The organism is Streptomyces sp. NPDC051822 (assembly GCF_044452745.1).
GTDB lineage: Bacteria > Actinomycetota > Actinomycetes > Streptomycetales > Streptomycetaceae > Streptomyces.
Genome location: NZ_JBITBZ010000007.1, coordinates 223,713 through 250,566, shown reverse-complemented (window position 1 = coordinate 250,566; position 26,854 = coordinate 223,713). Strand labels below are relative to the sequence as shown.

General features: G+C 74.6%; 15 protein-coding genes. 5 read left to right on the top strand and 10 right to left on the bottom strand.

All coding sequences use genetic code 11. From position 1 onward, the window contains the following. Positions 1 to 56 precede the first annotated feature (56 nt). The 3 genes from ACIA8N_RS22710 to ACIA8N_RS22700 are packed head-to-tail and all read right to left on the bottom strand — an operon-like array spanning position 57 to position 7,693. Positions 57 to 6,116, bottom strand: coding sequence for an amino acid adenylation domain-containing protein (locus tag ACIA8N_RS22710; protein WP_365779010.1), 6,060 nt, complete (start codon positions 6,114 to 6,116; stop codon positions 57 to 59). Further along, positions 6,113 to 6,886 (bottom strand): class I SAM-dependent methyltransferase, encoded by a 774-nt coding sequence (locus tag ACIA8N_RS22705; protein WP_365779008.1) that lies wholly within the window; start codon positions 6,884 to 6,886, stop codon positions 6,113 to 6,115. The genes ACIA8N_RS22710 and ACIA8N_RS22705 overlap by 4 nt, the downstream gene beginning before the upstream one ends. Positions 6,887 to 6,940: 54 nt before the next feature. After that, on the bottom strand, positions 6,941 to 7,693 hold the full coding sequence (locus ACIA8N_RS22700; RefSeq protein WP_365779006.1) for an alpha/beta fold hydrolase: 753 nt from the start codon (positions 7,691 to 7,693) through the stop codon (positions 6,941 to 6,943). Positions 7,694 to 7,842: 149 nt separating this feature from the next. Between ACIA8N_RS22700 and ACIA8N_RS22695 the strand changes: the two genes are divergently transcribed. The 5 genes from ACIA8N_RS22695 to ACIA8N_RS22675 all read left to right on the top strand — a co-directional run bounded on the left by ACIA8N_RS22695 (position 7,843) and on the right by ACIA8N_RS22675 (position 17,592). Further along, positions 7,843 to 8,604: a class I SAM-dependent methyltransferase gene (locus tag ACIA8N_RS22695; protein ID WP_365779003.1), complete on the top strand. Its 762-nt coding sequence runs from the start codon at positions 7,843 to 7,845 to the stop codon at positions 8,602 to 8,604. 189 nt (positions 8,605 to 8,793) lie between these two features. Then, positions 8,794 to 11,988, top strand: coding sequence for a type 2 lanthipeptide synthetase LanM family protein (locus ACIA8N_RS22690; RefSeq protein WP_365779001.1), 3,195 nt, complete (start codon positions 8,794 to 8,796; stop codon positions 11,986 to 11,988). A gap of 160 nt (positions 11,989 to 12,148) precedes the next feature. Further along, a complete protein-coding gene (locus tag ACIA8N_RS22685; RefSeq protein WP_030208670.1) occupies positions 12,149 to 12,352 on the top strand; it encodes a hypothetical protein in 204 nt (67 codons plus the stop codon). Positions 12,353 to 12,437: 85 nt separating this feature from the next. Continuing rightward, positions 12,438 to 15,449 (top strand): AAA family ATPase, encoded by a 3,012-nt coding sequence (locus ACIA8N_RS22680; protein WP_365778998.1) that lies wholly within the window; start codon positions 12,438 to 12,440, stop codon positions 15,447 to 15,449. 247 nt (positions 15,450 to 15,696) lie between these two features. After that, on the top strand, positions 15,697 to 17,592 hold the full coding sequence (locus ACIA8N_RS22675; protein WP_365778996.1) for a BTAD domain-containing putative transcriptional regulator: 1,896 nt from the start codon (positions 15,697 to 15,699) through the stop codon (positions 17,590 to 17,592). 31 nt (positions 17,593 to 17,623) lie between these two features. Here the strand turns inward: ACIA8N_RS22675 and ACIA8N_RS22670 are convergent, their stop codons facing one another. The 7 genes from ACIA8N_RS22670 to ACIA8N_RS22640 all read right to left on the bottom strand — a co-directional run bounded on the left by ACIA8N_RS22670 (position 17,624) and on the right by ACIA8N_RS22640 (position 26,569). Beyond that, positions 17,624 to 18,535, bottom strand: coding sequence for an ADP-ribosylglycohydrolase family protein (locus ACIA8N_RS22670; protein WP_365778994.1), 912 nt, complete (start codon positions 18,533 to 18,535; stop codon positions 17,624 to 17,626). Between the two features lie 87 nt (positions 18,536 to 18,622). Further along, on the bottom strand, positions 18,623 to 20,800 hold the full coding sequence (locus tag ACIA8N_RS22665) for a prolyl oligopeptidase family serine peptidase (protein WP_365778992.1): 2,178 nt from the start codon (positions 20,798 to 20,800) through the stop codon (positions 18,623 to 18,625). Beyond that, positions 20,797 to 22,158 (bottom strand): MFS transporter, encoded by a 1,362-nt coding sequence (locus ACIA8N_RS22660; RefSeq protein ID WP_365778990.1) that lies wholly within the window; start codon positions 22,156 to 22,158, stop codon positions 20,797 to 20,799. Before ACIA8N_RS22660 ends, ACIA8N_RS22665 begins: the two co-directional genes overlap by 4 nt. Then, complete coding sequence (locus ACIA8N_RS22655) at positions 22,155 to 23,129, bottom strand: DUF6895 family protein (RefSeq protein WP_365778988.1); 975 nt, start codon at positions 23,127 to 23,129, stop codon at positions 22,155 to 22,157. The genes ACIA8N_RS22660 and ACIA8N_RS22655 overlap by 4 nt, the downstream gene beginning before the upstream one ends. A gap of 2 nt (positions 23,130 to 23,131) precedes the next feature. Beyond that, positions 23,132 to 24,391 (bottom strand): radical SAM protein, encoded by a 1,260-nt coding sequence (locus ACIA8N_RS22650; protein ID WP_365778986.1) that lies wholly within the window; start codon positions 24,389 to 24,391, stop codon positions 23,132 to 23,134. Further along, a complete protein-coding gene (locus tag ACIA8N_RS22645; RefSeq protein WP_365778984.1) occupies positions 24,388 to 25,392 on the bottom strand; it encodes a DUF6895 family protein in 1,005 nt (334 codons plus the stop codon). Before ACIA8N_RS22645 ends, ACIA8N_RS22650 begins: the two co-directional genes overlap by 4 nt. Next, positions 25,364 to 26,569, bottom strand: a complete 1,206-nt coding sequence (locus ACIA8N_RS22640) for a glycosyltransferase (RefSeq protein WP_365778982.1) — start codon at positions 26,567 to 26,569, stop codon at positions 25,364 to 25,366. Before ACIA8N_RS22640 ends, ACIA8N_RS22645 begins: the two co-directional genes overlap by 29 nt. Positions 26,570 to 26,854 lie beyond the last annotated feature (285 nt).

The window sequence follows — 26,854 nt, the reverse complement described above, 5'->3', positions numbered from 1 at the left end:
GGACGAATCCCGGGCGGGACGTCGGACGCCCGCCCGGGGTTCGGTCGACCGGCGAGTCAGTCCCTGGTGCTCGCCCCGCTCACCCCGCGTGCCTCACTCTTCCCGCTCTCCTCGTTCGTCTCCTTCCGGAGCCGGTCGACCGTGACCGCCAGTTCCGCGACCGTGCGCGAGGTGAACACCTCCCGGAGGCCGATCGCGACCTGGAACCGGTCGCGCAGCCGGGCGACCAGCCGGGTAGCGGCCAGCGAGTTCCCGCCGCGTTCGAAGAAGTTGTCGTGGACGCCCACCCGGGGCAGGCCGAGGACTTCGCACCAGAGGGCGGCGAGCCGTTCCTCCGTCGGTGTGCGCGGCGCGACGAACCCGGCGGCTTCCCCGTCCCCCCTGGGGGCCGGCAGGGCCCTCCGGTCGATCTTGCCGTTGGCGCTCAACGGCCAGCGGTCCAGGCTCAGCACATGGTCGGGGACCATGTGCGCGGGCAGCCGGTCGCCGAGCCATCCCCTGAGCCGCTCGGTGAGCGGCCCGGTCGGCGTCGCGGGCCCGGTCGCCCCGGCGGGCCGGGCGGCGGCGCCACGGTCCACCCGGCCACCGAGCATCGAGTGCACGAGCACGTGGTTCTCGCCCAGCGCGAGCAGCGGCCTGACCGGGGCGAAGTCGAGCGCGCCGACCGGACAGAGACCGATGTCGCCGTCCGCGGCCCGTTCCATCATGAGCTGCCCCATGTACCCGGCCTCCAGCAGGCACAGGTCGCGGGCGAGCGAGCCGTACAGGGGCTCGATCGCGTCGAGGTCGGCGACCAGGAACAGGCTGAAGCCGGCGGCCTCGAAGACGGCGCGGTTGTGCGCCGCATGGACGCCGGCCCCGACGGTCGCGCCCTCGTGGAGGGTGACCAGGGCGTTGTCCCGCGGGTCGAGGTAGTACGTACCTCCCGGCAGGCCGGAGACCGCACCGGCCTTCACGTACAGGTACGTCTGGACCGGGTAGAGGCCGCCCCCTGACGGGTAGCGGCACCTGGCGAGACCGTCCACCTCGCCCTGGTGCAGGACGCCCAGGCAGCCCGCCAGTTCGGCGAGGCCGACCGGACCGGGGAGGAAGTCCCGCTCGCTGCGCCGCCGTGACGGCTCCTCCCGTACCGGCGGCGGGAGGACGACCCGGGGCCGGTCGGGTTCCCGGCGCAGGCCGTGCCGGGCGAGTTTGAACGCGGCCCGGGCCACCGGGTCGAGCACGGTGACACCGTTGCGCCGCGCCTCCTCCGCGTCGGCCGCGTCCGGCCGAGCCGCGCCGGTGCCCGGCTCGGGGACGACATAGGCGACCAGACCGTCGTGGCCGGGCCGGTCGGCGCGGCCGGTGGCGGTGACGACGGCCGAGGCGACGGCGGGGTGCGCGAGCAGCGCCGCCTCGATCTCGCCGAGTTCGACGCGCTGGCCGCGGATCTTCACCTGGAAGTCGGCCCGGCCCATGAACTCGATGGTGCCGTCCGGCCGCCACCTTCCCAGGTCACCGGTGCGGTACATCCGCTCGCCGGTCTCGGGGTGCGCGGTGAACACGGCCTCCGTGCGCTCGGGGTCGCGCCAGTAGCCGTCGGCCAGACATGTCCCGGAGACGTACATCTCGCCGGTCACCCACTCCGGGCACTCGCGCAGCCGCTCGTCGAGCACGCGGTAGCGGACGTTGGCGAGGGGCGTGCCGTACGGGATGCTGCGCCAGGCCGGATCGACCTCGGCGACGCGGTGCCAGATGCTCCACACGGTCGTCTCGGTCGGACCGCCGACGGAGACCACCTCGACGCCCGGCGCCCACTCCGCGAGGCGGCGCGGTACGGCCAGGGGGATCCAGTCGCCGCCGAGCAGGGCCAGCCGGAGCGAGCCGAGCCTGCCGTCCTCGCCGGCGCTCTCCAGGAGCATCTCCATCATCGCGGGCACCGAGTTCCACACCGTGACCCGGTGCGCGGCGATCAGCTCCGCCCAGTGCGCCGGGTCGCGGCGGTCGGCGGCGGCGGGCATGACCAGCGCGCCGCCCGCGGCGAGCACGCCGAAGAGGTCGAAGACCGACAGGTCGTGGTGGAGCGCGGTCACCGCGAGGCAGCGGTCGTCCTCCGTGATCCGCAACGTCTCGACGGTCTCCAGCAGGCAGTTGACGACGGCCCGGTGGTTGACCATCACACCCTTCGGCTCGCCCGTCGAGCCGGAGGTGAACATGGTGTACGCGAGGTCGGCCGGGCTGCCGTGCGAGGGAAGCGGCGAGCCGGTGTCGGCGGGCAGCGGCCGGTCCAGGCAGAGCCGCAGCGGTCCGGCCGGCCAATCCAGGGCGTTGTCGAGCCGTGAGCGCGTCAGGACGAGCCCGACCTCGCCCTTGTCGAGCAGACGGCGGATCCGCGGCCCTGGCAGGCCGGGGTCGATCGGCAGGTACGCGGCGCCCGAGAACAGCACCGCGTACGCGGCGACGGCCTGCTCCCAGCCCTTGTCCATGACGACGGCGACCAGTTGTCCGGGCCGGGCGCCGTGAGCGCGCAGCCAGCGGGCGACCCGCCGGGCGGCGGTGTCGAGCTGCGCGTAGCTCAGGGTCCGGTCCGGGGCGATCACGGCGGGGGCGTCGGGCCGGATCGCCACCTGCCGCTCGAACAGGTGCTGCACCTGGACGTCCGGAACCGTACGGGTCGGGCCCGTGCCCGCCACGCGCCGTTCCGCCTGCGCGGCCGGCAGGGCGATCGGTGTCTCGCGCGACCAGGTCTCCTCGTCGGTCGCGAGCCGGTGAAGGAGATCCGTGTGGGCGGCGAACATGTCGCCGACGAGACCGGCGGGGAACAGCTCGTCGACCGAGTCCCAGTTCAGGAGCAGCGCGCCCTCGACCTCCTGCACCTGCTCGTCGAGGGACACCTGCGGGGTCTGCGAGACGGCGAACACCGGGGACAGCAGCTTTTCGAGCGGTGTCCTCCCCGCTGTGGCGAAGGCCAGGTTGCTGGTCATCACCACCGGCATGAGCGCCTGGTCGAATCCGCCCTGGAGCCGCATCAGCTCCCGGAGCACCTCGACGCCGCTGACGTCCTGGTGCCGCAGGTCGGACCGCAGCCGCCGCTGGAGCTCACGCGCCCGGTCACGGAAGCCGGCGCCGGTACGGAAGTCGACCTCAAGGAGGTTGAAGGACGCGAACTGGCCGATCACCTCGTGGTACGCGGGGTCCTGCACGGGCCGGGTGAGGCGCGGCACGTTGAGGGTGAAGTGCCGGCTGGTGCTCCAGGTGGCCAGGACCTCGGCGTACGCGGCGAGCAGCAGCCCGGTCGGCGTCAGCCCGGCCCGGCGCGCCCGCTCCTTGAGGCCCTGCCACAGCTCGGCGGGAAGGGCGGTCTCGCGCCGGGTGAACCGCGGCCGGTCGATCGACCCGGCGCGGGCGGCGGCGGGCAGCTGAGGCGCCGGGGGCAGCTCGGGCAGCCTGCTCCACCAGTAGTCGCGCGAACGCCGGTACGCGGCGGTGTCGCGGCGGTCCGCCTCCGCCTGTACGTGCTCGCGGAAGGACCTCTCCGGCACGGGCGGCTTGGCGTGCGGCTCGGCGTAGAAGCGGGACAGGTCGTCGAACAGGACCCGGCCGGAGGAGAAGTCCGCGATCAGCGAGTCCACGCTGAGGTGGACCCGCAGGCCGTCGTCCAGCCGGGTCGCGGCGACCTCGAACAGCGGCCACTCGTCGGCCGGACGCACCTCGTGCGACAGCCGCTCCCGTACGGCGGCCAGCTCCGCCTCGGCCTCCTCCCGGTCACGGCCGCGCAGGTCGGTCACCCGGATCTCGTACAGGGGTACGTCGGGGAGGATCCGCTGCTCGTTGGTGGCCGGCACCATGACGGCACGCAGCATCTCGTGCCGGTCGATCACACGCCGCCAGGCGTGCTCGAACCGGGTCAGGTCGAGCCCGGGGGCGTCGAACTCCAGGTACACGTGGGTGGAGACGTTCCCCAGCTCGAAGGCGCCCGTGCGGCCGAGGGAGTAGGCCTGCTGGGTGTCGGTCTGCGGGAAGGGCGCGTGCGGGGCGGTGGGTACGGCGACCGTCGAAGGGGGACCGGTCGTCGTGTTCAGCAGGCCCTCGTCGGTGAGGGGGAGTCCCGACGGGCGCCGCTCGACGACCACGGCCGCGAGCGTGGCGACGGTCGGATCGCCGTCGAACACGACGTCGGAGACGTCCACGCCCAGGTCGCGTTCGATCCGGCCGGCGAGCCGGAGCATGGTCAGGGAGTCCATGCCCAGGTCGAGCAGCGGGCGCTCCCGGTGGAGGGCGTCCGGGCCGTCCGGGACCAGCGTCGTCAGCAGGGCGCCGAGATAGGCCTCGACGGCACCGCTGCCGCTGCCGCCGGCGGCCGGAGGTGCCGGGGCGGTGTCCGCGCCGGCCGTCCAGTCGCCCACGACGGTGAGCGTGCCGTCGAGGAGGGCCTGCAGGGTGGCCCGCCGCCGGATCTTGCCGCTGGAGGTCTTGGGAACGGTGCCGGCCCGGACGAGGACGAGCCGGTGGAGCCGTACGTCGAACTCCGAGGCGACGGCCCTGCCGAGCTGCCGTGCGACCTCGGCCACGGGCGGGAGTTCCGCCCCGCGCCGGACCTCGGCCACGAGCACCAGCCGCTCCGCCCCGCCGTCCTCGACGGCCACGGCGGCCGAGGAGTTGGCCTGGAGGGCCGGATGGCCCCGCTCCGCACAGCGCTCGATGTCCTGCGGGTAGAGGTTGCGGCCCCGGACGATGATCAGGTCCTTGCTGCGACCGGTGACGAACAGCTCGCCGTCCCGCAGGAACCCCAGGTCACCGGTCCGCAGGAACGGTCCTTCCCCGTCGGCGAGCTCCGCCTCGAAGGCCGCCTCGCTCTCGTCGGGCCGCCCCCAGTACCCGTGGGCGACGTTCGGGCCGCCCACCCAGATCTCACCGACCCGGTCGGGGCCGCAGACGGCGGCGGTCGCCGGATCGACGACGAGCAGCCGCTGCCCGTCGACGGCGGAGCCGCAGCCCACGACCTCGCGGCTCCGGCCGCTCCCGGCGTCGGCGGAGGCGGGCACGACGCGGTGCGCCTCCAGGGCCGCGGTGTCGACCGTGACGGCGGTCGAGCGCGTGAGGTGCTCCCCACAGGACACCATCAGCGTGCTCTCGGCGAGGCCGTAGCTGGGCCGCAGCACCTCCCGGCGCAGCCCCCAGGGGGCGAAGCGGTCGGCGAAGCGGTCGAGCGTCGCGGCCCGTACGGGCTCCGCGCCGACGACGATCGTCTCCAGGGTGCTCAGGTCCAGCGGGGTGTCGTGGCCGGCGGGGTCGACCCGCTCGACGCAGAGGTCGAGCGCGAACGGCGGGGACGGGGAGACCGTCGCGCCGTAGGCGGAGATCGCGCGCAGCCACTGGACGGGGTCCAGGACGAAGGTGCCCGGCGCCATCAGGATCCCGGGGCACCCGGCGGTGAGGGGCTGCAGGATGCCGCCGATGAGCCCCATGTCGTGGTACGGCGGCAGCCAGCTCACGCAGACCGAGTCCTCCGCGGTCCGCGAACGCCGCTGGATCTGGAAGGAGTTGTGCAGCAGGTTGCCGTGCGAGACCATCACGCCCTTCGGCGCGGCGGTGCTGCCCGAGGTGTACTGCAGGAACGCGAGGGTGTCGGTGCCGACGAGCGGATCGGCCCACTGCCCGGCGTCGGCGGTGAGCGCCCCGGTCGGCAGCCAGGTGACGGCCGCGAGCTCGGGTGCGTCGAGGAGCCTCTCGCGGACGGCGGCCGGGACACGGTCACCGGTCAGCGCCGCGGTCGGAGCCGCGTCCGCGGCGACGGCGAGGAGCCGGGGGAGGTTGCGGGAGTGCGGCGGATAGCAGGGCACGGCCACCGTCCCCGCGTACAGGCAGCCGAAGTACGCGCTCACGTAGTCCGCGCCCGGCGGCAACAGGATCAGCACCCGGTCGCCGGTCTTGGTCTCCGCCTGCAGGCTCGCCGCCACCTCCCGTGCGCGCCGGTCGAGTCCGGCGTACGTGAGGCGGGACTCCTCCTCGCCGTGGCTGTCGAGGTGGAGGTAGGCGAGCCGGTCGGGCTGCCGGGCGGCCAGTGACCGCAGCAGGTCGACGAGGCTGCCCGGCCGCACGCCGTTCACCTGCGGGAAGGGGGTGGAGACGCTCATGACCGGCGCTCCTCTTCCAGGTCGTCGAGGTCTTCGCCGTCGCCGTCCAGGGCGGCCGGCTTCTCGGCGCTCACCAGGAGGGTCCGGACCCATGGGCCGCTCCACCACATCCGGGGACCCGCATCCTTACACGTCACGCCGACGGCACCCACCGCGCGCAGGATCTCCTGGTAGCGGCGGGCGTGGAAGATGTCCGCGATGAGCAGCCGTCCGCCGGGCCTGAGGACCCGGTAGGCCTCGCGGACGGCCTCCTCGCGCCCTCGCGCACTGCCGATGTTGTGGATCGCCATGCTGGACACCACGAGGTCGAACGTGTCGTCGGCGAGCGGGATCCGCCTCATGTCCGCGGTGACCAGGTCGACCCGGTCGGCGACCTGGGCGCGCTCGGCGTTCTCGGTGGTGGTCCGCTCGTCATTGCCCGACTGGTCGACCGAGCGCCAGATGTCGACCCCGGTGACATGGCCCTTCGGCACCCGGTCCGCCACCGCGGTGAGGACCGCTCCGCGCCCGCAGCCCAGGTCCAGCACCCGCTCGTCGCCGCGCAGGTCGAGCGCGTCCAACTGCTCCTCCCACACGAGGAACTTGCCCCGTACGGTCGCGTGCAGGTACAGCCCCGCCGGAACCGCCACCACGGGCGCGACCCGCAGCAGCCAGCGGGGCGCGCCCGCGGCGACCGCCGCCAGCGGTGCCACGACCCCGCCGCCGAGGGCGAGGAGCCAGCCCGGACCGTCGACGCCGTAACGCCCTTGTCGTACAGCTTTGTTGCTCACGAAAAACATTCCTTGATTCGCCATGAAGCAGAAAAAACGGAAGGTCTGAACGGATCAGTGAGGGCCGCAGAGCGCGGACACCAGATCGAGGACCCGGTCGCTCGACGAGAAGGGGAAGAAGTGGTCGCCGGGGAGGATACGGACCGTCACATCGGTGCCCAGCTCGCGCCAGCGCTCCACCTCGGCGGGCGGGGCCGCCGGGTCGTCGGCGCCGCCGAGGGCGACCAGCCGTACACCGCCCGACAGCGTCCTGCCGGTCCGGTACGTCTCGGCCGCCTCGAAGTCGGCCCGCAGCAGCGGCAGGAAGAGTTCGAGCCACTCCTCCTCGGCGAGCAGCTCAGGGGGAATCCCGCCGAGCACGCCGAGACGGGTGCGGAACTCCTCGTCAGGGAGCAGGTGCATCGCCGCCGTGCCGCGCGGCACGTGCGGAGGGACGGTGCCGGAGACCACCACCGCCGCCGGCGGGCGGGGGCCGTCCTGGAGGGCGAGACCCAGCTCGTACGCGACAAGGGCCCCCATGCTGTGCCCGAACAGCACGTAGGGGAGTCCCTCGGCGCGGTCGGCGAGCGGGCCGGCGAGCCGCTCGGCGAGCCGGACGACCGACGTCTCGGGAGGCTCCGCCATCCGGACGCCCCGTCCCGGCAGCTGGACGGGGACGACCTCGATCGCCGGCCCCAGCACGCTCTGCCAGGGCCGGAACACCGACCCGTCCGCCCCGCCGTGCGGGACGCAGAAGAGCCGGGCGCCGACGGGGGACGCCACGGGCCGGTCGGGGGGAAACCACAGGTCCTCGAAGGTGACACTCACGTGGGACACGTTCTTTCGGTTCGACGGTGACTCTTCGTCACCCCAATGGATCTTTGGGTGCAACGACCACTTCGAACGAAGGAAACGGTGATCTTCGGTCGTCGGAGACGTCTTCGCCGATCCGCCCGCCGAGCTGAGACGATCAAGACATGGCGCGAACGTTCGAGGATCTGGTCAGGGAGGCCGAGTCGGCCCCGACGGAGGGCTGGGACTTCTCCTGGCTCCAGGGACGGGCCACCGAGCAGCGCCCGTCATGGGGCTACCAGCGCATGATGGGCGAACGGATGGCGGCGGCCACGGCCGCCCTCGACATCCAGACCGGCGGCGGGGAGGTGCTCGCCGGGGTGCCGAAGCTGCCGGACCTGGTGGCGGCCACCGAGTCCTGGCCGCCGAACGTGGCCAAGGCCACCAGGCTGCTGCACCCACGCGGCGTGGTGGTCGTGGCGGACGAGGACGAGCCGCCGCTGCCGTTCGCCGACGAGGCGTTCGACCTCGTGGTCAGCCGGCACCCGGTGACCGTCTGGTGGGACGAGATCGCGCGGGTGCTGCGGCCGGCGGGCACGTACCTCTCCCAGCAGGTCGGACCGTCCAGCGTCTTCGAGCTGGTCGAGTACTTCCTCGGCCCGCAGACCGAGGAGGTGCGCCGCGCGCGCCACCCCGACGACGCGCGGCGGGACGCGGAGGCGGCCGGACTGGAGGTCGTGGACCTGCGCTCGGAGTCCCTGCGCACGGAGTTCCTCGACGTCGGCGCGGTGATCTACTTCCTGCGGAAGGTGATCTGGATGGTGCCCGGGTTCACCGTCGACCAGTACCGCGACCGGCTGCGGGAACTGCACGTGCGGCTGGAGACCGAGGGCCCGTTCGTCGCCCACACCACGCGCTTCCTGATCGAGGCCCGCCGGCCGGCCTGACCGCGGACCTCATCCGCCGGCCTCATCCGCCGGCCTCATCCGAGCGTCATCCGCGTCTCACCGGGGTTCCACCCGTGCCTCCGCGCACGGGTGGAGAACATGGGGGTCCATTCCCCATGTCGCCGGGGCCCGTCCGTACCAGGATCGGGTGAGGCACCGAGAGGCGCACCGGACGGCGGGGGAGGGACGATGGCGGCGGGGACGGGACAGGGGCGGGCCGAGGCTTCGCTGTCGGCGGTCGAGCGCTGGTGGGAGGCAGGGCAGGTCTCCGGCGGCTACGACGGCGGCGACGCGCACGGACCCGTGGGGGGAGCCGGGGACGGACCCGTCGGGGAATCCGCGGGCGGATCCGGCGGCGGGCCCGGGGCCGGAGGGCGCCCCGACTGGGCCGCGCTGGCCGAGGAGGTGGCGGCCACCGCTCCCGAGGAGGCCGTGGCGCCCGACGTGGAGTATCCGGGCCTGAGCGGCTTCGCGTGGGTCCTGCGGCCGTTCACCGCCCGCGCGGGGGAGCGGCTCGACCGGGGCGTGTCGGAGCGGGTCCGGGAGCTCGTCGACATGACCGCCGTACGGGAGGACCTGGAGCGGCAGCTCAGCGGCAGGCTCGCCCGGGCGGCGGCGCGCACGCTGGTCCTCGAACTGCACGAGGCCCGGACCGCTGGGCGCCTGGACGGAGAGGACTCCCGGGCCAGGTTCCGTGACTTCCTCGGGCGTACGGCGTCCCGGCGCGGCCTGGCGGCACTGCTGGCCGGACGGCCGGTCCTCGCGCGGATCCTGGGACGGGCCGCGCTCGACGCCGCGGACGCGGTCGTGGAGGCGCTGGAACGGCTCGCGGCCGACCACACCGATCTGACCGCCGGTCTCCTGGGTGGCCCCGACGGTGACCCGGGGCTGCTCGTGGGAGTCGAGACCGCGGCCGGCGACGGACACCGGGGCGGCCGGAGCGTGATGCTGCTGCGGTTCGCCGACGGGACCCGGCTGGTCTACAAGCCCCGTCCCCTCGCCGTGCACCGCCACTTCAACGACCTCGTCGCCTGGTTCGACCGGCTGCCCGACGCCGTCGACCTCCGCACCCTGCGACTGCTCGACCGGGGCGGCTACGGATGGGTGGAGTTCGTCGCCGCGCGACCCTGCGCCGATGTCGGGGAGGTCGAGACGTTCTACCGGCGCCAGGGCGCCCTGCTCGCGCTCCTGCACCTCCTCGACGGGACGGATCTGCACCACGAGAACCTGATCGCCGTCGGCGCCCATCCGGTGCTCGTCGACGTGGAGACCCTGTTCCACCCGCCGGTGCAGGGCGCCGCCGCCACGGAGGACCCGGCGGCCCGCGCCCTCCACGACTCGGTGTACCGGGTCGGGCTGCTGCCCCAGCTGCTCGTCGGCGACCACAGCGCCCTGGACGTGTCCGCCGTCGGCGGCGGGCACGAGGCGCTGTCGCCGGTGGCCAGGGCGGACTGGGCCGATCCGGGCACCGACCGGATGCGCCTGGTGCGCCGGGCGGGCAGGTTCGGCGAGTCCGCCAACCGGCCACGCCTCGCGGACGGCGGGCCCGTCGAGCCCGGAGCCCACGTCGAGGCACTCTGCGCCGGGTTCCGCGCCGGATACACGGCGATCAGCACGGCCAGGGAGGAACTCCTCCACGAGACGGGCCCGCTGACCGCGTTCGCCGAGGACGAGATACGCGTGGTGGTACGCCCCACCTGGATCTACAGCACCCTGCTCGACGAGTCGACACACCCCGATCTGCTGAAGGACGCGGACACCAGGCAGCAGGTTTTCGAGACCCTGCGGACCGACGTGTTCGGCCCGGTCCTCGAACCCGGTCTCGTCGCCGAGGAGATCGCGCAACTCTGGGCCGGAGACGTGCCCTTGTTCACCGCCCGGCCGGGCGGCGACCGCCTGTGGGGCGCGCCCCGGCGGCCGGCGGCGGGCCGCTTGGAACAGGCGGGAATCACCCGCGTCGCCGCGAAACTCGCCGCGCTGGACACCGTCGACCGGCAGGACCAGGAACGGATCGTGCGGGCCGCTATGGCCACGACCTCCCGCACGCCGGCCCACCGCCCCGCCGGGGGCCGCCGCACCCGCACGGCGGACCGCGCCCCCGAACCGGAGCGGCTCCTCTCGGCGGCCCGGTCCGTCGGCGACCAGCTGGTCTCCCTCGCGTACCGCGACGGCTCGCGCGGCAACTGGATCGGCCTGGAACTCCTCGACGACCGGTACTGGCGGATCGGCCCGATGCCGGCCGACCTGGCAGGCGGCTACACGGGACCTGCTCTCTTCCTCGCCCAGCTGGCGGCGCTCACCGGGGTCGCGCACTACGCCGAGGCCGCCCGCACCGCCCTCGCGCCGGTGCCCCGACTGCTCGACGCGCTCGCCGCGCGGCCCGGGGACCTCGCAGCGGTCGGCTCGGGGGCCTTCTCGGGCCTCGGTGGCATCGCGTACGCGCTCGCCGAGACAGGACGACTCCTCGACGACCCGGAGGTCGCCGCGTGGGCGTCCGCCACGCTGCGGCTGGTCGGACCGGCGGCGGGGGCCGAGCGGGAGTACGGGGTGGGGGCGGGCGTCGCCGGGGGGCTCGCGGCGCTCCTCGCGGCGCGGGAGGCGGCCGTTGGGTGTTCCGGCTTCGGCTCCCGTTCTGGTTCTGGCTCCGGCTCCGGCTCCGGTTCCGGTGATGCGGCGCGGGAGATCCGGCGGGACGCGCGGGCCTGCGCCGACCGGCTGGCCGCCGCCGATCGCACGGCCGCCGGGCGGGGCTTCGCGACGGGCGCCGCCGGGATCGGCTGGGCCCTGCTGCGGTTCGCCGAGGCGGAAGCGGCCGACGGCGGCGGTGACAGCGCCGCCGGTGACAGGGCCCGGGCCGCGGGACTCGCCGCGCTCCGCGCGGCGGTCGGCGGTGAGCAGGACGGGGGCCACGGGGGAGTCCCCGTCCGCTCGCCGGCCGGTGGATCCGCGGAGGACGCCCGGGCGTCGGCCTGGTGCCGTGGGCGCGCCGGCATCGCACTCGCGGTGCTCGACGCTCCGGGCGCCCTGGACGACCCCTTCCTCGCGGCATGGTCCCGAGCGGCCGTCGAGGAGCTGGGCCGGGACCGGCCGGCGCCCGACGACAGCCTCTGCCACGGGGAGGCCGGACTGTGCGAACTCCTGGGCCACAGCACCCTCCCGGAAGCACGGCCGCACTGGGTACGGCGGGCCGGAGCGCTGCTCGCGTCCGTCGAGGAGACCGGTGCCCTGAGCGGCGCCCCGGACGGGGTCGCCCACCCGGGGCTGCTGACCGGCCTCTCGGGGATCGGACACGGACTCCTCCGGGCGGGCTTCCCTGACCGGGTGCCGTCCCTGCTGCTCCTGCGGACGTCCGGCTCGGATGCCGTCGCGACGGAGGGCCCCTAGCACCGACCGTACGACCCCACCGACCACTCCTACCACTCCGACAGCACGACCGGCACACCGCACCACCAGCACCACCGGCACACGGCACCACCAGTTCATCGCACCACCGCACACACCAGCACGACCACCACTCCTGCGGACCAAGGACGAGTGAGGACCCATGCAGATCAGTGACTCGGTGACGTACGTCGACGGCGGTACCGGCGCGGAGACCGCGGCGCAGGACCACCCGGTGGGCGAGGTGACGTTCGGGGCCGGCGGGGCGTTGGGGCTGCGCAGCAGGCTGCTCGGCACGGGGGGCCTCGGCGCCGCCGCCTCCCTGGACACGCCGTACACCACCTGCACCGTCCCCCTGTCCCTCTAGGTGTGTCGGGGCTGGGGCCGGGGGATCCCCCGGCCCCTCCCCATGCCCCCTGCCGTGAGCGGAGGGGAGCAAGTAGCCTGCGGCCATGCGCGCGACGTCGTCGGTCATCGTGGGGCGGAAAGCCGAGATCGGGCTGTTGGGCGATGCCCTGGGGAGCGTCAGGAGGGGCGCGGGACAAGCCGTGTTCCTCGTCGGCGAGGCGGGGATCGGCAAGTCCCGGCTGGCCGGTGAGTGCGCCCTCCGCGCGTACGACCTGGACATGCCGGTACTGCGTGGCCGCGCCACGTCCACCGGGCTCGTCGTGCCCTTCCGGCCGCTGATCGAGGCGCTGTCCTCCCGGTTCCGGGCGGCGGGTGCCCCGGACGACCCCGAACTCCTGCCCTACCGGCCCGCGTTGGCCGCGCTCATACCGGAATGGCGGTCCGGCGCCGCGGCGCCCGGATATGCGATCTCGCTGGTCGAGATGGCCGAGGCGTTACTGAGACTGCTCGCGGTGCTCGGCCGGGAGCGGGGCTGCGCGGTCCTCCTGGAGGACCTGCACGACTCCGACACCGAGACGATCGCCGTCGTCGAGTACGTCGCCGACAACGTGGCGGACCTCCCGGTCCTGCTGGTCGGGACGCTCCGGCCCGACCCCGGCCCCGCGCTCGACCTCGCGCTCGCCGCTGAGCTGCGCAACACCGCCGCGCTGCGGGAGTTGGGGCCGCTGGACGACGCGGCCGTACGGGACATGGTGGACGCGTGTCTGGACGCGGGACCGGGGCAGGTTCCCCCGGCCGCGTACCGCACCCTCTCGGAGCGCGCGGGCGGGAACCCGTATCTCCTGGAGGTGCTCCTGGCCGACCTGCTGGACACGGGACGGCTGAGCAGGGCCGACGGCCGGTGGCAGCTGGCGGACCAGGGCGAGGCGACCGTGCCCACCGGTGCGGTGCGCAGCTGGGCGCGCCGGCTCGACCGGCTCGACGAACCGGTGCGCGACCTGCTGCTCATCGCGGCGACCCTCGGCGGCCGGTTCTCCGTAGGGGTGCTCAGGGCGGTGACGGGGCTCGACGACCGGGCGCTGTTCGCCCACCTCCGCTCGGCATCGGAGGCGGGGATCATCGCCCCGGACGGGGCCGCCCACGACGACTACACCTTCCGCCACGTCCTGACCGCGGACGCGCTCAGGGCCTCGCTGCCGCCCGCCGAGCAGGCCGCGCTGGCCCGGCGGGCGGCCTCGGCCATCGAGGAGTCCGTCGGCCCGCTCTCCGGCGAGGAGCGGCAGTTGGTGGCGACCCTGTGGCTGGCGGCGGGCGACAAGGCCACGGCCTCCCGGCAGTTCGCCCAGGTGGGGCGGCAGATGCTGGACGCCGGAGCGTCGGGTTCGGCCGCCGTCCTGCTCGAGCGGGCCCGAGGGCTCGCGGCCGACGAGGAGCGGGACGAGGTCGCCGTACAACTCGCCATCGCACAGGCCGAGTCCGGGCGGCTCGACGAGGCGTCGGCGCTGCTCGACGACCTTCCCCCGGTGGCCGCCGGGTCGCGCCTGGCGGAGGACAGGGCCCAGGCGCACACGCAGGTCGCGTGGGTGGCGGCCATGGCGGAGCGGCAGGAGGACGCGCGCCGCCGGATCCGGGCGGCCCGCGTCCTGTTCGGGGGCGCGCCGCATCCGGAGCAGGAGGCGGCGCTCGTCGTGGTCGAGGGCCATCTCGCGCTGCTGCCTGAGCACGGCGGCCGGGGCGACGGACAGGGCGGGGAAGGACGGAGCGGTCGCGAGCGACTCGAACTGGCGGAACGTTCCGCCAGACGTGCCGCGCTCACCGCGGAGCAGCGCGGCCGGCCCGTGGTGGCCTGCCGGGCCTGGCAGTTGCTCGCGCTGCTGTCGCGGGAGCGCGGGTTCGACGAGGCCGACGCCTGCCTGGTGCGGATGCTGGAGGTCGCGGAGAAGCACCGGCTCGCGGTGTGCCGGGCCGAGGCGCTCGTACGGCTCGGCACCAACGCGTTCATGCGGACCGGAGAGGCGACCCGGCTGGAGACCGCCCGCGCGGCGGCCCACGAACTCGGCTCCCTGGCCCTGCTCCAGACCGTCGACGGGTCACTCGCCATGCAGAGCGTGCTGGCCGGGCGATGGGACAGGGCAGGGGAGATCGTCGCGCGGTCGGTGGAGGCGAGCGCGCGTCTCCAGAACCTGTCGGCGCACCGCTATCTGCTCCTCGTCGACGCGATGCTCGCCGCGCACCAGGGGCGGGCCCGCGAGCAGGACCGGGCCCTGGTCCGGTTCCGGCGGGCGGGCGGCGAGGAGTCCATGCTCGTACCGCTGCAGCGGGGACTGTGCCAGGCCGTCGGCGCGCTGATGGCGGAGGACCGGAAGCGGGCGACGGCCGAACTCGACGCGGCGGCCGCCTGGGAGCGCGAGCACCCGAGCTTCTTCTACCTCAGCGGCCGGTACGGGCTCCGCCCGCTGCTGTGGATCCTCGACGGCGACCGTGGTGGCCCCGGGGCTGATGATGGCCGAGAGGTGCTTCGGGAGGCGCTGGCCTCGCCCGGCGGGCAGCTGGCCTGGAACCGGATGTTCCTCGGCATGGCCGACGCGGTCCTGCGCGGCCGGGACGGCGACCCCGACGGCGCTCGGCGTGCCGTGGAGGAGGCCGGCCGCGCCGCGACGGTGTTCCCGCAGGCCTGGCACCTCGCCCTGCGCCTCGTCGCCGAGGCGGCGCTCGACGATGCCTGGGGCGAGCCGGTCGCCTGGCTGCGCACGGCGGAGGAGTACTTCCACGAGGCGGGCGTGCCGCCGGTGGCCGGGGCCTGCCGGGCCGTCCTGCGGCGGGCGGGGATCAGCGTGCGGCAGCGCAGGGGCGGCCGGGAGCGCATTCCCGCGGAGCTGCGGACGGCGGGTGTCACCCCGCGCGAGTACGAGGTGTTCGCCCTGCTCGGCGAACGGCCCGGCAACCAGCAGATCGCCCAGCGCCTCTGCATCTCGCCCCGCACGGTGGAGAAGCACATGGCGAGCCTGATGACCAAGACCGGCTGCGTGGACCGCTCGGCGCTCTGCGCCCTGTCGGCGGAGCGGGCGGACGAACAGGCGCCGCCCGGTGCGGGGGCACGGGGACGGCCGGCCTGAGCGTCAGCCCGAGCCTGAGCCCCGGCGTCAGTGTGCGGCGTCGAACCATGGGGACAGGTTCTCGGGAGTTCGTGGGGGGCGGCGGGCTCGGGATGGGGGTGGGGGCGGTCCGTATGGGGGTGCGGTCCCCCATGCCGTAGCCGCCGACGGTGCGACTCTGCGGGTCCGGCACCGATGTGCGGCGGATCCGGGCGGTGGATCATCGAACCGACCGACCAACTCCCGTCCCCCTACGGAGGTTCGCTCGATGTCGCGTCCGTCCGCGCAGCCCGTGGCGCCACCCGGCACACTCCGGTTCTCCGTCCTCGGCCCCCTCACGGTCCACCGCGACGACCGGGCGCTGTCCCTCGGCCCGTTGAAACAGCGCGTCGTGCTCGCGACGCTGCTCGGAACCGCCAACTCCCCGGTGTCCATCGACACGTTGACCGACGCGGTCTGGCCGGAGGAACCCCCTCGTACCGCCCGCAAGAACCTCCAGGTGTACGTCAGCGCCCTGCGCGCGCTGCTCGGCGAGGACGACCCCGACCGGCCGCGGCTCACCCACACCTGCGGTGGATACGCCCTGCGCGTCGCCGATGAGGAACTCGACCTCCTCCGGTTCCGCTCCCTGGTGAGGGCCGCAGAGGGACAGGCACCCGAGCCCGCCGCCCGACTGCTGCGGCAGGCCCTCGGCCTGTGGCAGGGGCCGCCGTTCGGCGACGACCTGCGGCAGTCGCCCCGGCTGGCCGACGAGGCCGAGCGGCTTGAGCTGCGCCACCTGACGGCGTACGAGAGCTGGGCGGAGGCCGAACTGGCCGTCGGCGGCGCCTCGGTGGTCGTCGAGGGGCTGCGCGACCTGGTGGAGCGCCACCCGCTGCGGGAGCGGCTCCGCTGTGCCTGGATGCGTGCGCTGAGCGAGGCGGGCCGGCAGGCCGAGGCGCTCGCGGTCCACGACGACTACCGGCAGCTCCTCGCCCGGGAGCTGGGCCTGGAGCCCGGCGGGGCCATGGCGGCCAGCTACCGGGCGATCCTCACGGGCGGCTCCGGCGGCTCCGACAGTCCTGGCGGCTCCGGCGGCTCTGACAGTCCCGGCTCTGGCGGCTCCGGCGGGGCAGGGGCGGACGCGCGTGCCGGGCGGCAGGGCGTGCCCGCCCCGACCCGCCGCGTGCCCGCCCTCTTGCCGCCCGACCTCGTCGACTTCACGGGACACGGAGAGGAACTGCGCCGTCTCGCCGACGGGTTGGAGGACGCCGACGGCAGCGGCGTCGTGCTGCTGTCCGGCCCCGCCGGGGCCGGGAAGACCACCCTCGCGGTGCGGGCCGCCCACCGGCTCGGCGAACGCTTCGCCGACGGGCGTATCTGCGTCTCCCTGCGGGCGGCCGACGGGGCCACCCGCACGCTGCCCGCGGTCCTGGCGGAGATCGGCCGTGGGGCGGGCGTCACCGGGCTCTCGGGGCCCGAGGCCTTCCGCACGTGGCTCGCGGAACACCGCGCACTGGTCGTCCTCGACGACGTGCCCGACGAGCGCGCCGTCCGGCCCCTGCTCCCGTACGGCGGACGCGGCAGGGTGCTGCTCACCGCACGCGGCCAACTGGGCGGTCTTGCGCCCGTGCACCGCATTCCCGTGCCGCCCCTCGGCACCGCCGAGGCGCTGCAACTGCTCGCCGGGCTCGTCGGGCAGAGCCGGGTACGGGCCGACCGGGAGGCGGCCCTGCGCATCGTGCGGGCGTGCGGCGGGTCGCCGCTGGCGGTGCGGGTCAGCGGCATGCGGCTCGCGGTGCTCCGCCACGTACCTCTGCGGGAGTTCGCGGACCGGCTCACCGACCCGGCCGGGGCGCTCGACGAACTGACCTCGGGGGACGTGTCCGTACGGCGGTGGCTGGCCCAGGGGTGGGAGGCGCTGCCCGGGGACTGCGGCCGGAACGCGGGACGGCTGGCGACGGGCACCGGCGACGGTCCTTTCGGCCTGAGCGAGGCGGCCGAGGCCCTCGGCTGCGACGAGCGGCATGCCGTACGGGTGGTGGAGGCGCTCATCGACGCCGGAATGGTCACCTCCCCGTGCGGCGAGGTGACCGCGCACGCGGCCCAGTACGAACTGCCACATCTGGTAAGGCTGTACGCGCGCGGAGGCGGGCAGGGCGCCCCGGTGCCGATGCCGGGCTGAGGGGTGGCCGCGTGCGACCTGCGCGTCCTTTCTACCGAGCCACGATCGGCGGCAGCGGTTCCAGGGCCGTGTGCCAGGCGGGAGGCAGGGCGGCGACACCCGTGCGCGCGGCGATCACCCCGCCCGCGATGGCGCACGTGGTGTCGATGTCACCGCGCCCTGCCACCGTGCACCACAGGCCCTCCTGGAGGTCGTCGAGGTGGCCCGCCGCGCACCACAGGGCGTAGGGCACGGTGTCGGGCCCGGACATCCGGTATCCCGAGCCCAGGACCTCCGCCGCGTGCCGCACCGAGGTGCGCTCCGGCATCCGGGCCGCGATCCGGATCCCCGACCGGACGTCGCCGTCGGGAAGCAGATCCGCGACCGCCCGCAGGAAGTCCGGCCGGGCCGGGGCGGGACCGCCCCGGCCGCGGGTGGCGAGCGCCGCGGCGAGGGCGACCGCCACCGCCCCGGCGACCGCCTCCGGGTGGTGGTGCGAGACGGCGCCCTGCCGGGCGGCCTGCTCGGCGACGGCGTCCAGGTCGCCGGCGTGCCAGGCGCCGAGGGGCGCGACGCGCATGGCCGCGCCGTTGCCCCAGGAACCCTGGCCCTCGAACTGCCCGGCGACGACCTCCCGCCAGGGCTCGCCGTCGCCGATGCGGCGCAGTACGTCGTGCATCGACGCCCCGTAGCCCCGGTGCGTGTCGTCGGCGTAGGCCGTCGCGAAGCGCAGGGCGAGGCGGTCCTGATCGACCGCGCCGCGGCCTTCGGCGAGTTCCCGTACGAGGACGACCGCCTGCGCGGTGTCGTCGCTCCACCGCCACAGCGGCTCCGGGGGCAGCGCCCGCTCGTCGAGGGCTGCCGCGCCGTCCCTGCGCAGGATGCCGAACCAGCGGTCACCGAAGGCGTCACCGAAGGCCAGTCCCTGCAAGGAGTCGAGTGCGGCGGGAGGCGGAGTCGTCATCGGGGCAGTATCACAGCGCGACGCCGCACCGGCACGGTGTTTTCGCCGCGGGCACGGGCATGCCTCCCGGCCGGCGGTCACGCGGAGTCAGGCGTGGCCGTCTCCGTCTCCCTCCGCCTCGGGACCGGGCCGCGGCCTCGGCGCCGGGAGGCCCACGTGGTGGGCCAGGAACGCGAGGCACTCGGCCTGCAGCGCCACCGCGCGGGACGCGGCGCGGTCGCCGTGGCCCACGCCGTGTTCCAGACGCAGCAGGACCGGCCCCGTGCCGGACGTGGCGTGCTGGAGCGCCGCGCACATCTTGCGCGCGTGCAGCGGATCGGTCCTGGTGTCGCCGTCGGCGGCGGTGAGCAGCACCGCCGGATACGCGGTTCCCGGCGTGACGCGGTGATAGGGGGAGTAGCCGAGCAGCGTCCGCAGCCCGCCCGGGTCCCGCGCGCTGCCGTACTCGGGCGTCCAGCTCGGCCCGAGCCCCGACAGCTCGTACCGGACCATGTCCAGGAGCGGGGCCATGCACACCACGGCGGCGTACGTCCCGGGGCGCTGCGTGAGGGCAGCGCCGACGAGCAGTCCGCCGTTGGAGCCGCCCATGATCGCGAGCCGGCCCGGCGCCGCCCACCCCGCCGTGGTCAACAGGTCGGCCGCGGCGGCGAAGTCGTCGAAGGTGTTCTGCTTGTTCTCCCCGCTGCCGGCCCGGTGCCACGCCTCGCCCTCCTCGCCGCCGCCGCGCAGCCCCGCCCACGCGAACACCCCGCCGGCCCTCACCCAGGCCAGGACCTGGGCGCGGTACCGGGGCGACATCGTGCGGCCGAAGCCGCCGTACCCGGTGAGCAGCGCCGGACGCGGCACGTCCGGGCGCCCGGTCGGGGAGATCACGAACATCCGTACCGTCGTCCCGTCGGGCGAGGGGAACGAGACCTGACGCGTGACCGCACCGCCGACCGCCGGGGCGTCCGGCGCGTCGCGCTCCCAGCGCGTCACGCGGCACGTCCGCGCGTCGAAGCGGAGCACCCGTGGCGGCGTCACGAAGTCGGTGTACGCGAACCAGGCCTCGTGACTCCCGGGCGGCCCGGCCGAGAAGTCGCCGACCGCGCCGGTCCCGGGGAGCGGGACGGCCGCCACCTGCCGGCCCTCGGCCAGGTCGTGCACGGTGACCTCGGCCACCGTGTCCCGGGTCCAGGCGGCGAGGCCGAGCGGGTGCGCCGGGTCCGGTCCTGTGAGTACGACGAGGTGGGTCAGTACCGCGTCGGGCCGTTCCGGGATCACCTCGTGCCACGCCTCGGGACCCAGGTGGAGTTCGGCCGGCCGGCAGGCGACGACGCGACCGCGGGCCGCGCCGCGGTCGGTGCGCAGCCACACCCGGTCCAGGGGACCGGTGCCGGGCACGGCGTGCAGCCGGGTGGCCGCCTCCCTGCCCTCCTGGACCGGTCGCAGCAGCGGGCGCTCCAGCGGTCCCGCCGTCAGGTCGGCGAGGTAGAGGTCGGTGTTGCGGCCGGTGCCGAGGGTGGCGGTGACGCCGAGCCAGCGGCCGTCCGCCGTCACCGAGACGCTGTAGAACTGCGTCCTGTCCCGCCCCTCGCCGAAGACGACGGCGTCCGCCTCGGGCGCCGTCCCGATCCGGTGCAGACAGACCCGGCGGTGGTAGCGCTCCTCGCCGGGGTTCAGCCGCGGGTCCAGGCGCCGGACGTAGTAGAACGCCCCACCCCCGGGAAGCCAGCCGACCGAGGACTTCCGCACCCGGTCCACCGGCCCGTCGACGAGCTTCCCGGTGGCCACGTCGATCACGTGGAGCACGGAGTCCTCCGTGCCGTCCCGCGACACCTGGAAGGCCAGCAGCTCGCCCTCGACCGACGGTTCCCAGGCGTCGAGCACGGTCCGCCCCGACGGGTCGAGGACGAGGGGGTCCAACAGCACCCGCTCGGCCGCGCCTTCGCCGCCCTCCGCCACCACGAGCACCGGGTGTTCCTGGCCCGCTTCCTGCCGCAGCCAGAAGACCCGGCCACCGCGGACCTCGGGCGACCTGGCGCGATCGACGGCGTCGAGCGCCGCCACCTCCGCCGCCCACCGTTCCAGACCGGGCAGGGCCGACCGCTCCGCCGCGTAGAGGACCTCCTGCTCCGCGCTCCAGCGGAGCGTCGCGGCGGACCCGGCGTCCTCCAGCCAGCGGTACGGGTCGGCGACGCGCACCCCGTGCAGTTCCTCGACGACGTCCTGCCGCTCCGCGTGGGGGTACCGGCGCCGTGTCGCTCGCACCTCGTCGGCGGTCACTCACTGCTCCCTCGTTCGTGGTGGGGCGGATGGGCGGCCTTCTGCGTGCCCGGCAGCGCGATCCACGCGTAGACGCCGGACAGCACGACGATCAGGCCGGACACCGCGAAGATCGTGTCGATCGGGCCGAACCGGACGCCCCCGACCGAGCCGGCGAGATCGTGCAGCACGGAGCCGGCGAGCCATCCGGACAGGACCGCCGACAGCATCGACGCCAGCTTCGTCACCGGATAGAACACGGCCATCACCCGGCCCCGGTACTCCGGCGGCGCAGCCGCGAGCAGCAGCGGCGCCATCGCGGTGTTCAGCACGGTGAGCGGGACGGTGAAGACGAACAGCAGGGCGATGCCGCCGAGGAAGGAACTCTGACGGGAGTACGCGACGAGCAGCACACCGCTCACCAGGAGGCTGATCCAGGTGCTCCGCCGCGCCCCGAACCACTGCACGACCCGGCCCGCGCACAGCGCGCCGGTGATGCCGCCCACGCCCATGGCCATGCCGATGTATCCGTACAGATGGGCGTCGGCGTGGAGGTTGTCGGTGGTGAAGAAGACGTTCAGGGTGCTCAGCGCGCCGATCCCGAACTGGCCGATGACGGCGAGCAGGAGCAGCGCGACCAGGAACCTGCTGCGCGCGAAGAAGCGCAGGCCGTCCATGAACTCCCGCCGCAGCGCGCCCTTCTGGCGCCCGGCGGGCTTGGGCTTGGGCGTGGAGTCCTCGCCGTCGGCCGGGGCCGGGGTGGGCGTACGCACCCCGATGGAGCGGATCGCGACGTACGACACCGCGTACGAGAGCGCGTTGAAGAGCAGGGCCCACTGCAGGCCGGCGGTGAACAGCAGCGGCGCCGCGAGGGGCGGCCCGATGATCCAGGCCGTCTCGCCGGTGGCCTGCGCGATGCCGGCGGCCCGGGCGCGGTCGGCGTCCCCGGTCACCAGGTCCGCGAGGATCGCGAAGCGGGCCGGCGAGAAGAACTGGCCGGCCGCGTGCAGCAGGAGCACCGTCGCGTAGACCAGGCCGAGCCAGACCCCAGCGGGCAGGGCGTCGACCGGCAGGAGGGAGACGACCGTCAGCAGGGCCACGAGCCCGCCGCGGACCGCCTCGCTCAGCAGCATCGTGCCGCGCTTGTCCCAGCGGTCGACGAACACGCCCGCGAGCGGACCGATGACCAGGACGGCGGCGCTCGACGCCATCAGGACACCGCTCACCGCCACCGGCGCCCATGTCTCGTCCTTCGCGAGGACGGTGGCCACCCACAGCACCAGGGTGGTGCTGAAGACGGCGTCGCCGACGGACGAGACGGCCTGCCCGAACCACAGCCGGGTGTAGTCGCGGTTGATCAGCGTCAGACGCGGTGTCATGAGGGCCTCGGCGACAGGACGGTCAGCGCCGTCAGGGCGGTCACCAGGGTCGTGTGGTAGGCCTTCCGGAAGAACTCCCCGGCCGGGGCCGACGGGGACGCCGCGAGCGCCGCCGACCGCCCCGGGATCGCGCCGTCGGACCGCTGGGCCCGCACCAGGCACTCCACGGCGGCGGCCCCGGAGGGCGTGTCCAGCGGATCGCTCCCCAGGATGAACTGGGTGAGGACGAGTTCCGCGGCCAGGTCCCACCGCTCGTGCCCGACACAGTGCCGCAGCATCCGGTCGACCAGATCCCGCGCGTGCGCCAGAGCGACGCCGGTGAGGCCGGTGGTGGTCCGGCCGAAGTCGCCGAGATAGAAGCCGGTATGCGTCAGGGCGTACGCCTCCGGGGTGGTCAGCGGCGCCGTGTCCACGGAGGCCGTCGGGAGGGGGGTGGCCGGTCGGAGCGCGACGAGCGGGCTCCGTGGGAGGAGCTCGGCGTACGGCTCGACGGCGTGCCGGACACCGGCCTTGTCCGCGTAGTAGCGGATCTCGATGCGGCGGTACGGCGACTTCCCGCGCGGCGAGAGGAACGCGGGGTCCAGCAGGCCGAGCGCGGCCCTGCACTGCGTGTCGTCGATCCCGTCGGGCGCAAGCGCGGCGTAGACGAGCCGGTAGGTGGAGGCGTACGGGGGGACGTCGTCGAAGAGCCGAGGGAACTCCGGGTCCTGCCAGAGCTTCCGGACGAGGGCCGTCGCCCCGCCGAGCGCGCTCGGGGCGTCGGAGGGGGAGCCACCCCTTTCGCCGGGCACCACCTCGCCCGGTGCGACGGGGCGGGACGCGCAGTGGCAGAGCAGGGCCAGTTCCAGTGCGGCCTTCGCCTTTCCGTGCGTCGCCGACCTGCCGCTCGCCGAGAACGGGTCGAAGTGGTCCAGCCGCGTGCCCAGCCAGTCGAGCGCGCCAGCGGAGAGCTGCTCCAGGGGTGACGGCATGGCTACAGGCGCCCCGTCTCGTGCAGATGGTCGAGCAGCGCGGTGTCGACCGTGTCCCGGAACCTCGCCAGCGTCCGCGCGTTCTCGTCGTAGCGGTAGAGGTCCTGGCAGGCGATCCACCGGTCGCGGGTCTCCGCTGCGGGCAGATACCCGTCGGCGACGGTGCCGACCTCCCAGTCGGGCTTGCCCGCGGTCTCCCAGCAGCTGGCGAGGGTCCCGTCCGCGCTCACCACCGCGCCGTAGCGTCCGTCGGCGTGGCCGCAGGTGACGCAGGTCTTGCGGGCACCGGGGCGGCTCACGGTGAAGCCGAGGTCGAGTGCCCGGCGCTGCCACCGTGTGAAGGCGGCCGACAGGTCGCCGTTGTGCAGCAGGCTGTTGGCGTATCCGACGCCGACGTCACCGACCCGCGCGAAGTACAGGGTGCACCGCGCCGGGTCGACCGCGTCCACGAGCCTGTCGATGAGCGCGTCGACCCCGTGGAAGGTCTCCTGGGAGACGTTCACGCGCAGCGTCCACTGGATCGGCGAGACCTCGGAGGCCTTGACGATGTTGCGGACGATCTTGTCGAAGGTCCCGCTGCCGTCCGCCCTGCCGACCCGGATCCGGTCGTGATCGTCACGGTCGCCGTCGAACGTGACCTGGATGGACGTCAGACCGCGGTCGGCGAGCCGCCGGGCCAGCGGCGGGGTGAGCAGCGTCGCGTTGGAGATCATCCAGGCCGACGTCGGCGCGATGCCCGCGGCGCGTTCCAGGAGTTCGAGACAGCCGCGGGGGTTGAGCAGCGGCTCGCCGCCGAAGAGCAGGATCCTGAGCTTCTCAAGGCCGACGGCGGCCATCTGCCGCTCGGTGAAGCCGAGGATCGACGTGATCGTCTCCGAGGTGAGGCGGGTCCGGGCGATCCGGGGCGGCCGGGTGCCGCCGGCCTGGTCCTGCGCGGTGTTCTGGAAGCAGTATCCGCAGCCCAGGTTGCAGTGGGTGCTGGTGAGGACGGTCAGGGCGTAGGCGCGGACCCGGGCGGGGGCGAACATGCCGCTCTCGCGCAGCCGGTGTTCCGCCTCGGGGTACAGGGCCCCGTCGGCGGTGACGTGCCGGTCGCCGAGGCGGGCCACCCCTCCCGGGCCGAGGAACCACCAGTTCCGCCGGCCCTGGAGGAGGCGCGCGCCGGACGGGAGGGGGGCGGGGGCGGGGGTGGGGACGGGGGCGCCCACGGCGTGACCGGTGCTCGTCGTTCCTCCGGTGCTCATCGCCTGGTCCGTGCTCATCGGGCCTCCCTCGCCGTCGATGTCGATGCGGATGCCGATGTACGTGCCGATGCTGATGCCGCTGCTCCGGCCGAGGACGGTGCGCCGGTCCGGCCGCTCGTGACGATCAGCGTCGCAAGGGCCGTGACGAGGGTCGCCTGGTACGACTTCCGGAAGAACTCCACGGGCGTCGCGTCCCCCGGGGCGCGCTTGCTGACGGACCGTCCCGGAATCGCGCCGCCCGGTGACTGCGCCTCGGCGAGCATCCGCACGCCGGCCGCACCGGAGGAGGTGGTCAGCGGATCCGCGCCCAGGCAGTACTGGGCGAGGACGAGCTTGCCGACGAGATCCCACTCGCCGAGGCCCACACAGTGGTCCGTGAGCCGTTCCACGACACGGAGCGCCTGCCCCCTGGCCTCCTCCGTCAGACCGGGATCGCGCAGGCCGAAGCCGCTGAGGTAGAAGACGGTGTGCGTGACCACGCACACGTCGAGGTCGGCCACGGGCAGGGTTCCGGCGCGGGCCGGCAGGCTCGACGCGTACAGCTCCCGGTAGGAGGCGAACCGGTGGTCCGCCCCCGCGAGATCGGCGTAGAACCTGGCCTCCAGGTGGAGGTACGGAGGCTTCCGGCGCGGCTCCAGGTAGCCGTCGGCCGTCAGCCGGGCCAGTACGGCGCGGGGCGCGCCGGTGACGGCCCCGGCCGGGGCCAGCGCCGCGTACATCAGCTCGAACTGCCGCGCGTACCTCCGGTCGAGGGTGAGGAGGCGCGGGAAGTCCGGCCGTTCCCAGGCGCTCTCGACCACTCCGGACACCTCGTCCAGGGCCGGGTCCCCGGGGGCGATCCGTGCCCAGTGGCGGCGGAGCAGCGCGAGCTGCAGCAGGGCCTTCACGCGCGGGGTCACCGGCAGCTCGGCGTGACCGGCCGGGGAGTCGAGGTATCCGGCGTGCCGTCCGATCCACTGCCGCACACCCGCGGACAGACTCGTCACGGCCTCATCGAGGCCGGCTGATCGCGTACTCATGGTCCTCCTTCGGGGTGGTGGATGCGGATGGCCAGGCCGCCCGCTCGACGACGTCCGCCGCGAGGGACGCGCCGTCCGGCGCGGCCAGCCGGTCGCCGAGCGCGCGGGCGCGCCTGCGCAGACCGTCGTCGTGCCACGCCTCTTCGAGGAGCGGCGACAGGCCCACGGACGGGGTGTTCGGTACGCGCACGGCCACGCCGGCCCGTACACAGGCGCCGGTCAGCAGCGGCTGCTCGGAGCCGTTGGGTGAGAGCGCGAGGGGCCGGCCGCGCAGCAGGGCGGCGAGCACGGGGGCGGAGGTGCCGTTCGCGAGGACGAGGCCCGCCTGGTCGACGAGCGGCCCCATCCACGGCTTGCGGACCAGCAGGATGTCGGCGCCCGGGGCGGGCCGCGGCTCGGTGGACCGGCCCTGCTCCACCACGGCCTGGAAACGGCCGCCGGTGAACGCCTCGTTGAGCCGGGGCCACAGGCTGTCGCCCCCGAAGAAGCGGCCCAGGTGGACATAGACGACGGGCTTGCCCGACCGCGCCAGGTGCTCCGCGACCGCCTCGGTCTCCGCCCGCCCGGGCGTCGGTTCCCAGGCCAGCGGGCCCACGTGCCGCACCCGTTCGGGGAGGCGCGCGCCCGGGTACTCCAGCGCGGGATCCCCGCGGAGCAGCAGCGCGTCACCGAGGAGCGGGTCGTCCTCCCACCGCGGGGCGCGCCCCCCGAGGCCGACCTCCTCCCGCGTGGCGGCGTGGATCCCCCGGCAGTCGAGGGTGCGGCTCCTCCGGGTCCTGCCCAGGTGCGGTTCGTCCTCGCCGCCCGACCGGTAGTCCCACAGATGGGCCGCGAGACCGATCACCACGACCGGAACGTCCAGGGTCTCGGCGGCGAGCAGGGGGCCGTTGCACAGCACGGACGTGACGAGCAGGTCGGCCCCCGTCTCCCGGGCCGCGCGCAGCGTCGACCGGTACTGCGCAGGACCGGTCGGCCCCCACCACGTGGCGGAGAACGCCCGGCGGCCGCCCAGCTCCTCGGCCGTCACCAGCGGCAGTCCCGCCTCGGCCACGACGGACGCGGCGGAGGCCCGGCCCAGCACGCTGACCTGATGGCCGCGCCGGCGGAGCTCCCGTCCGGTCGCGAGGGCGGGATAGAGATAACCGCCGTCGCTGAGCGGGCAGAGCAGGATCTTCACGACGACGTGCTCCCTCGGGCGGTGGATGGTCGATACGGGCCTCGGGCGGGCACCGGATGTCCGGCGATCGGATGTCCGGCGACGGGGTGTCCGGCGATCGGCGCCCGAGGTGGCCGCGGGCCACCCGGTCCCTGGCACGATCTGCCGAGAACCGGATGGCCCGCGCGGTGCTTCAGAACTCGACGACCTCGGTCAGGAGAGGTCGCTGGAGTTGTTGACGATGCAGCCGGCCTCGGCCTCCTCGTCCTCGCTGTGGGCGACGACCTCGATGTCCTCGTCCTCGGT

Excerpts from the sequence above, each read along its gene's own strand:
- ACIA8N_RS22650 (WP_365778986.1), bottom strand. The coding sequence starts at position 24,391 with ATGAGCACGGACCAGGCGATGAGCACCGGAGGAACGACGAGCACCGGT.
- ACIA8N_RS22660 (WP_365778990.1), bottom strand. The coding sequence starts at position 22,158 with ATGACACCGCGTCTGACGCTGATCAACCGCGACTACACCCGGCTGTGG.
- ACIA8N_RS22695 (WP_365779003.1), top strand. The coding sequence starts at position 7,843 with ATGGCGCGAACGTTCGAGGATCTGGTCAGGGAGGCCGAGTCGGCCCCG.
- ACIA8N_RS22680 (WP_365778998.1), top strand. The coding sequence starts at position 12,438 with ATGCGCGCGACGTCGTCGGTCATCGTGGGGCGGAAAGCCGAGATCGGG.
- ACIA8N_RS22675 (WP_365778996.1), top strand. The coding sequence starts at position 15,697 with ATGTCGCGTCCGTCCGCGCAGCCCGTGGCGCCACCCGGCACACTCCGG.
- ACIA8N_RS22670 (WP_365778994.1), bottom strand. The coding sequence starts at position 18,535 with ATGACGACTCCGCCTCCCGCCGCACTCGACTCCTTGCAGGGACTGGCC.
- ACIA8N_RS22690 (WP_365779001.1), top strand. The coding sequence starts at position 8,794 with ATGGCGGCGGGGACGGGACAGGGGCGGGCCGAGGCTTCGCTGTCGGCG.
- ACIA8N_RS22710 (WP_365779010.1), bottom strand. The coding sequence starts at position 6,116 with ATGAGCGTCTCCACCCCCTTCCCGCAGGTGAACGGCGTGCGGCCGGGC.
- ACIA8N_RS22645 (WP_365778984.1), bottom strand. The coding sequence starts at position 25,392 with ATGAGTACGCGATCAGCCGGCCTCGATGAGGCCGTGACGAGTCTGTCC.
- ACIA8N_RS22655 (WP_365778988.1), bottom strand. The coding sequence starts at position 23,129 with ATGCCGTCACCCCTGGAGCAGCTCTCCGCTGGCGCGCTCGACTGGCTG.
- ACIA8N_RS22685 (WP_030208670.1), top strand. The coding sequence starts at position 12,149 with ATGCAGATCAGTGACTCGGTGACGTACGTCGACGGCGGTACCGGCGCG.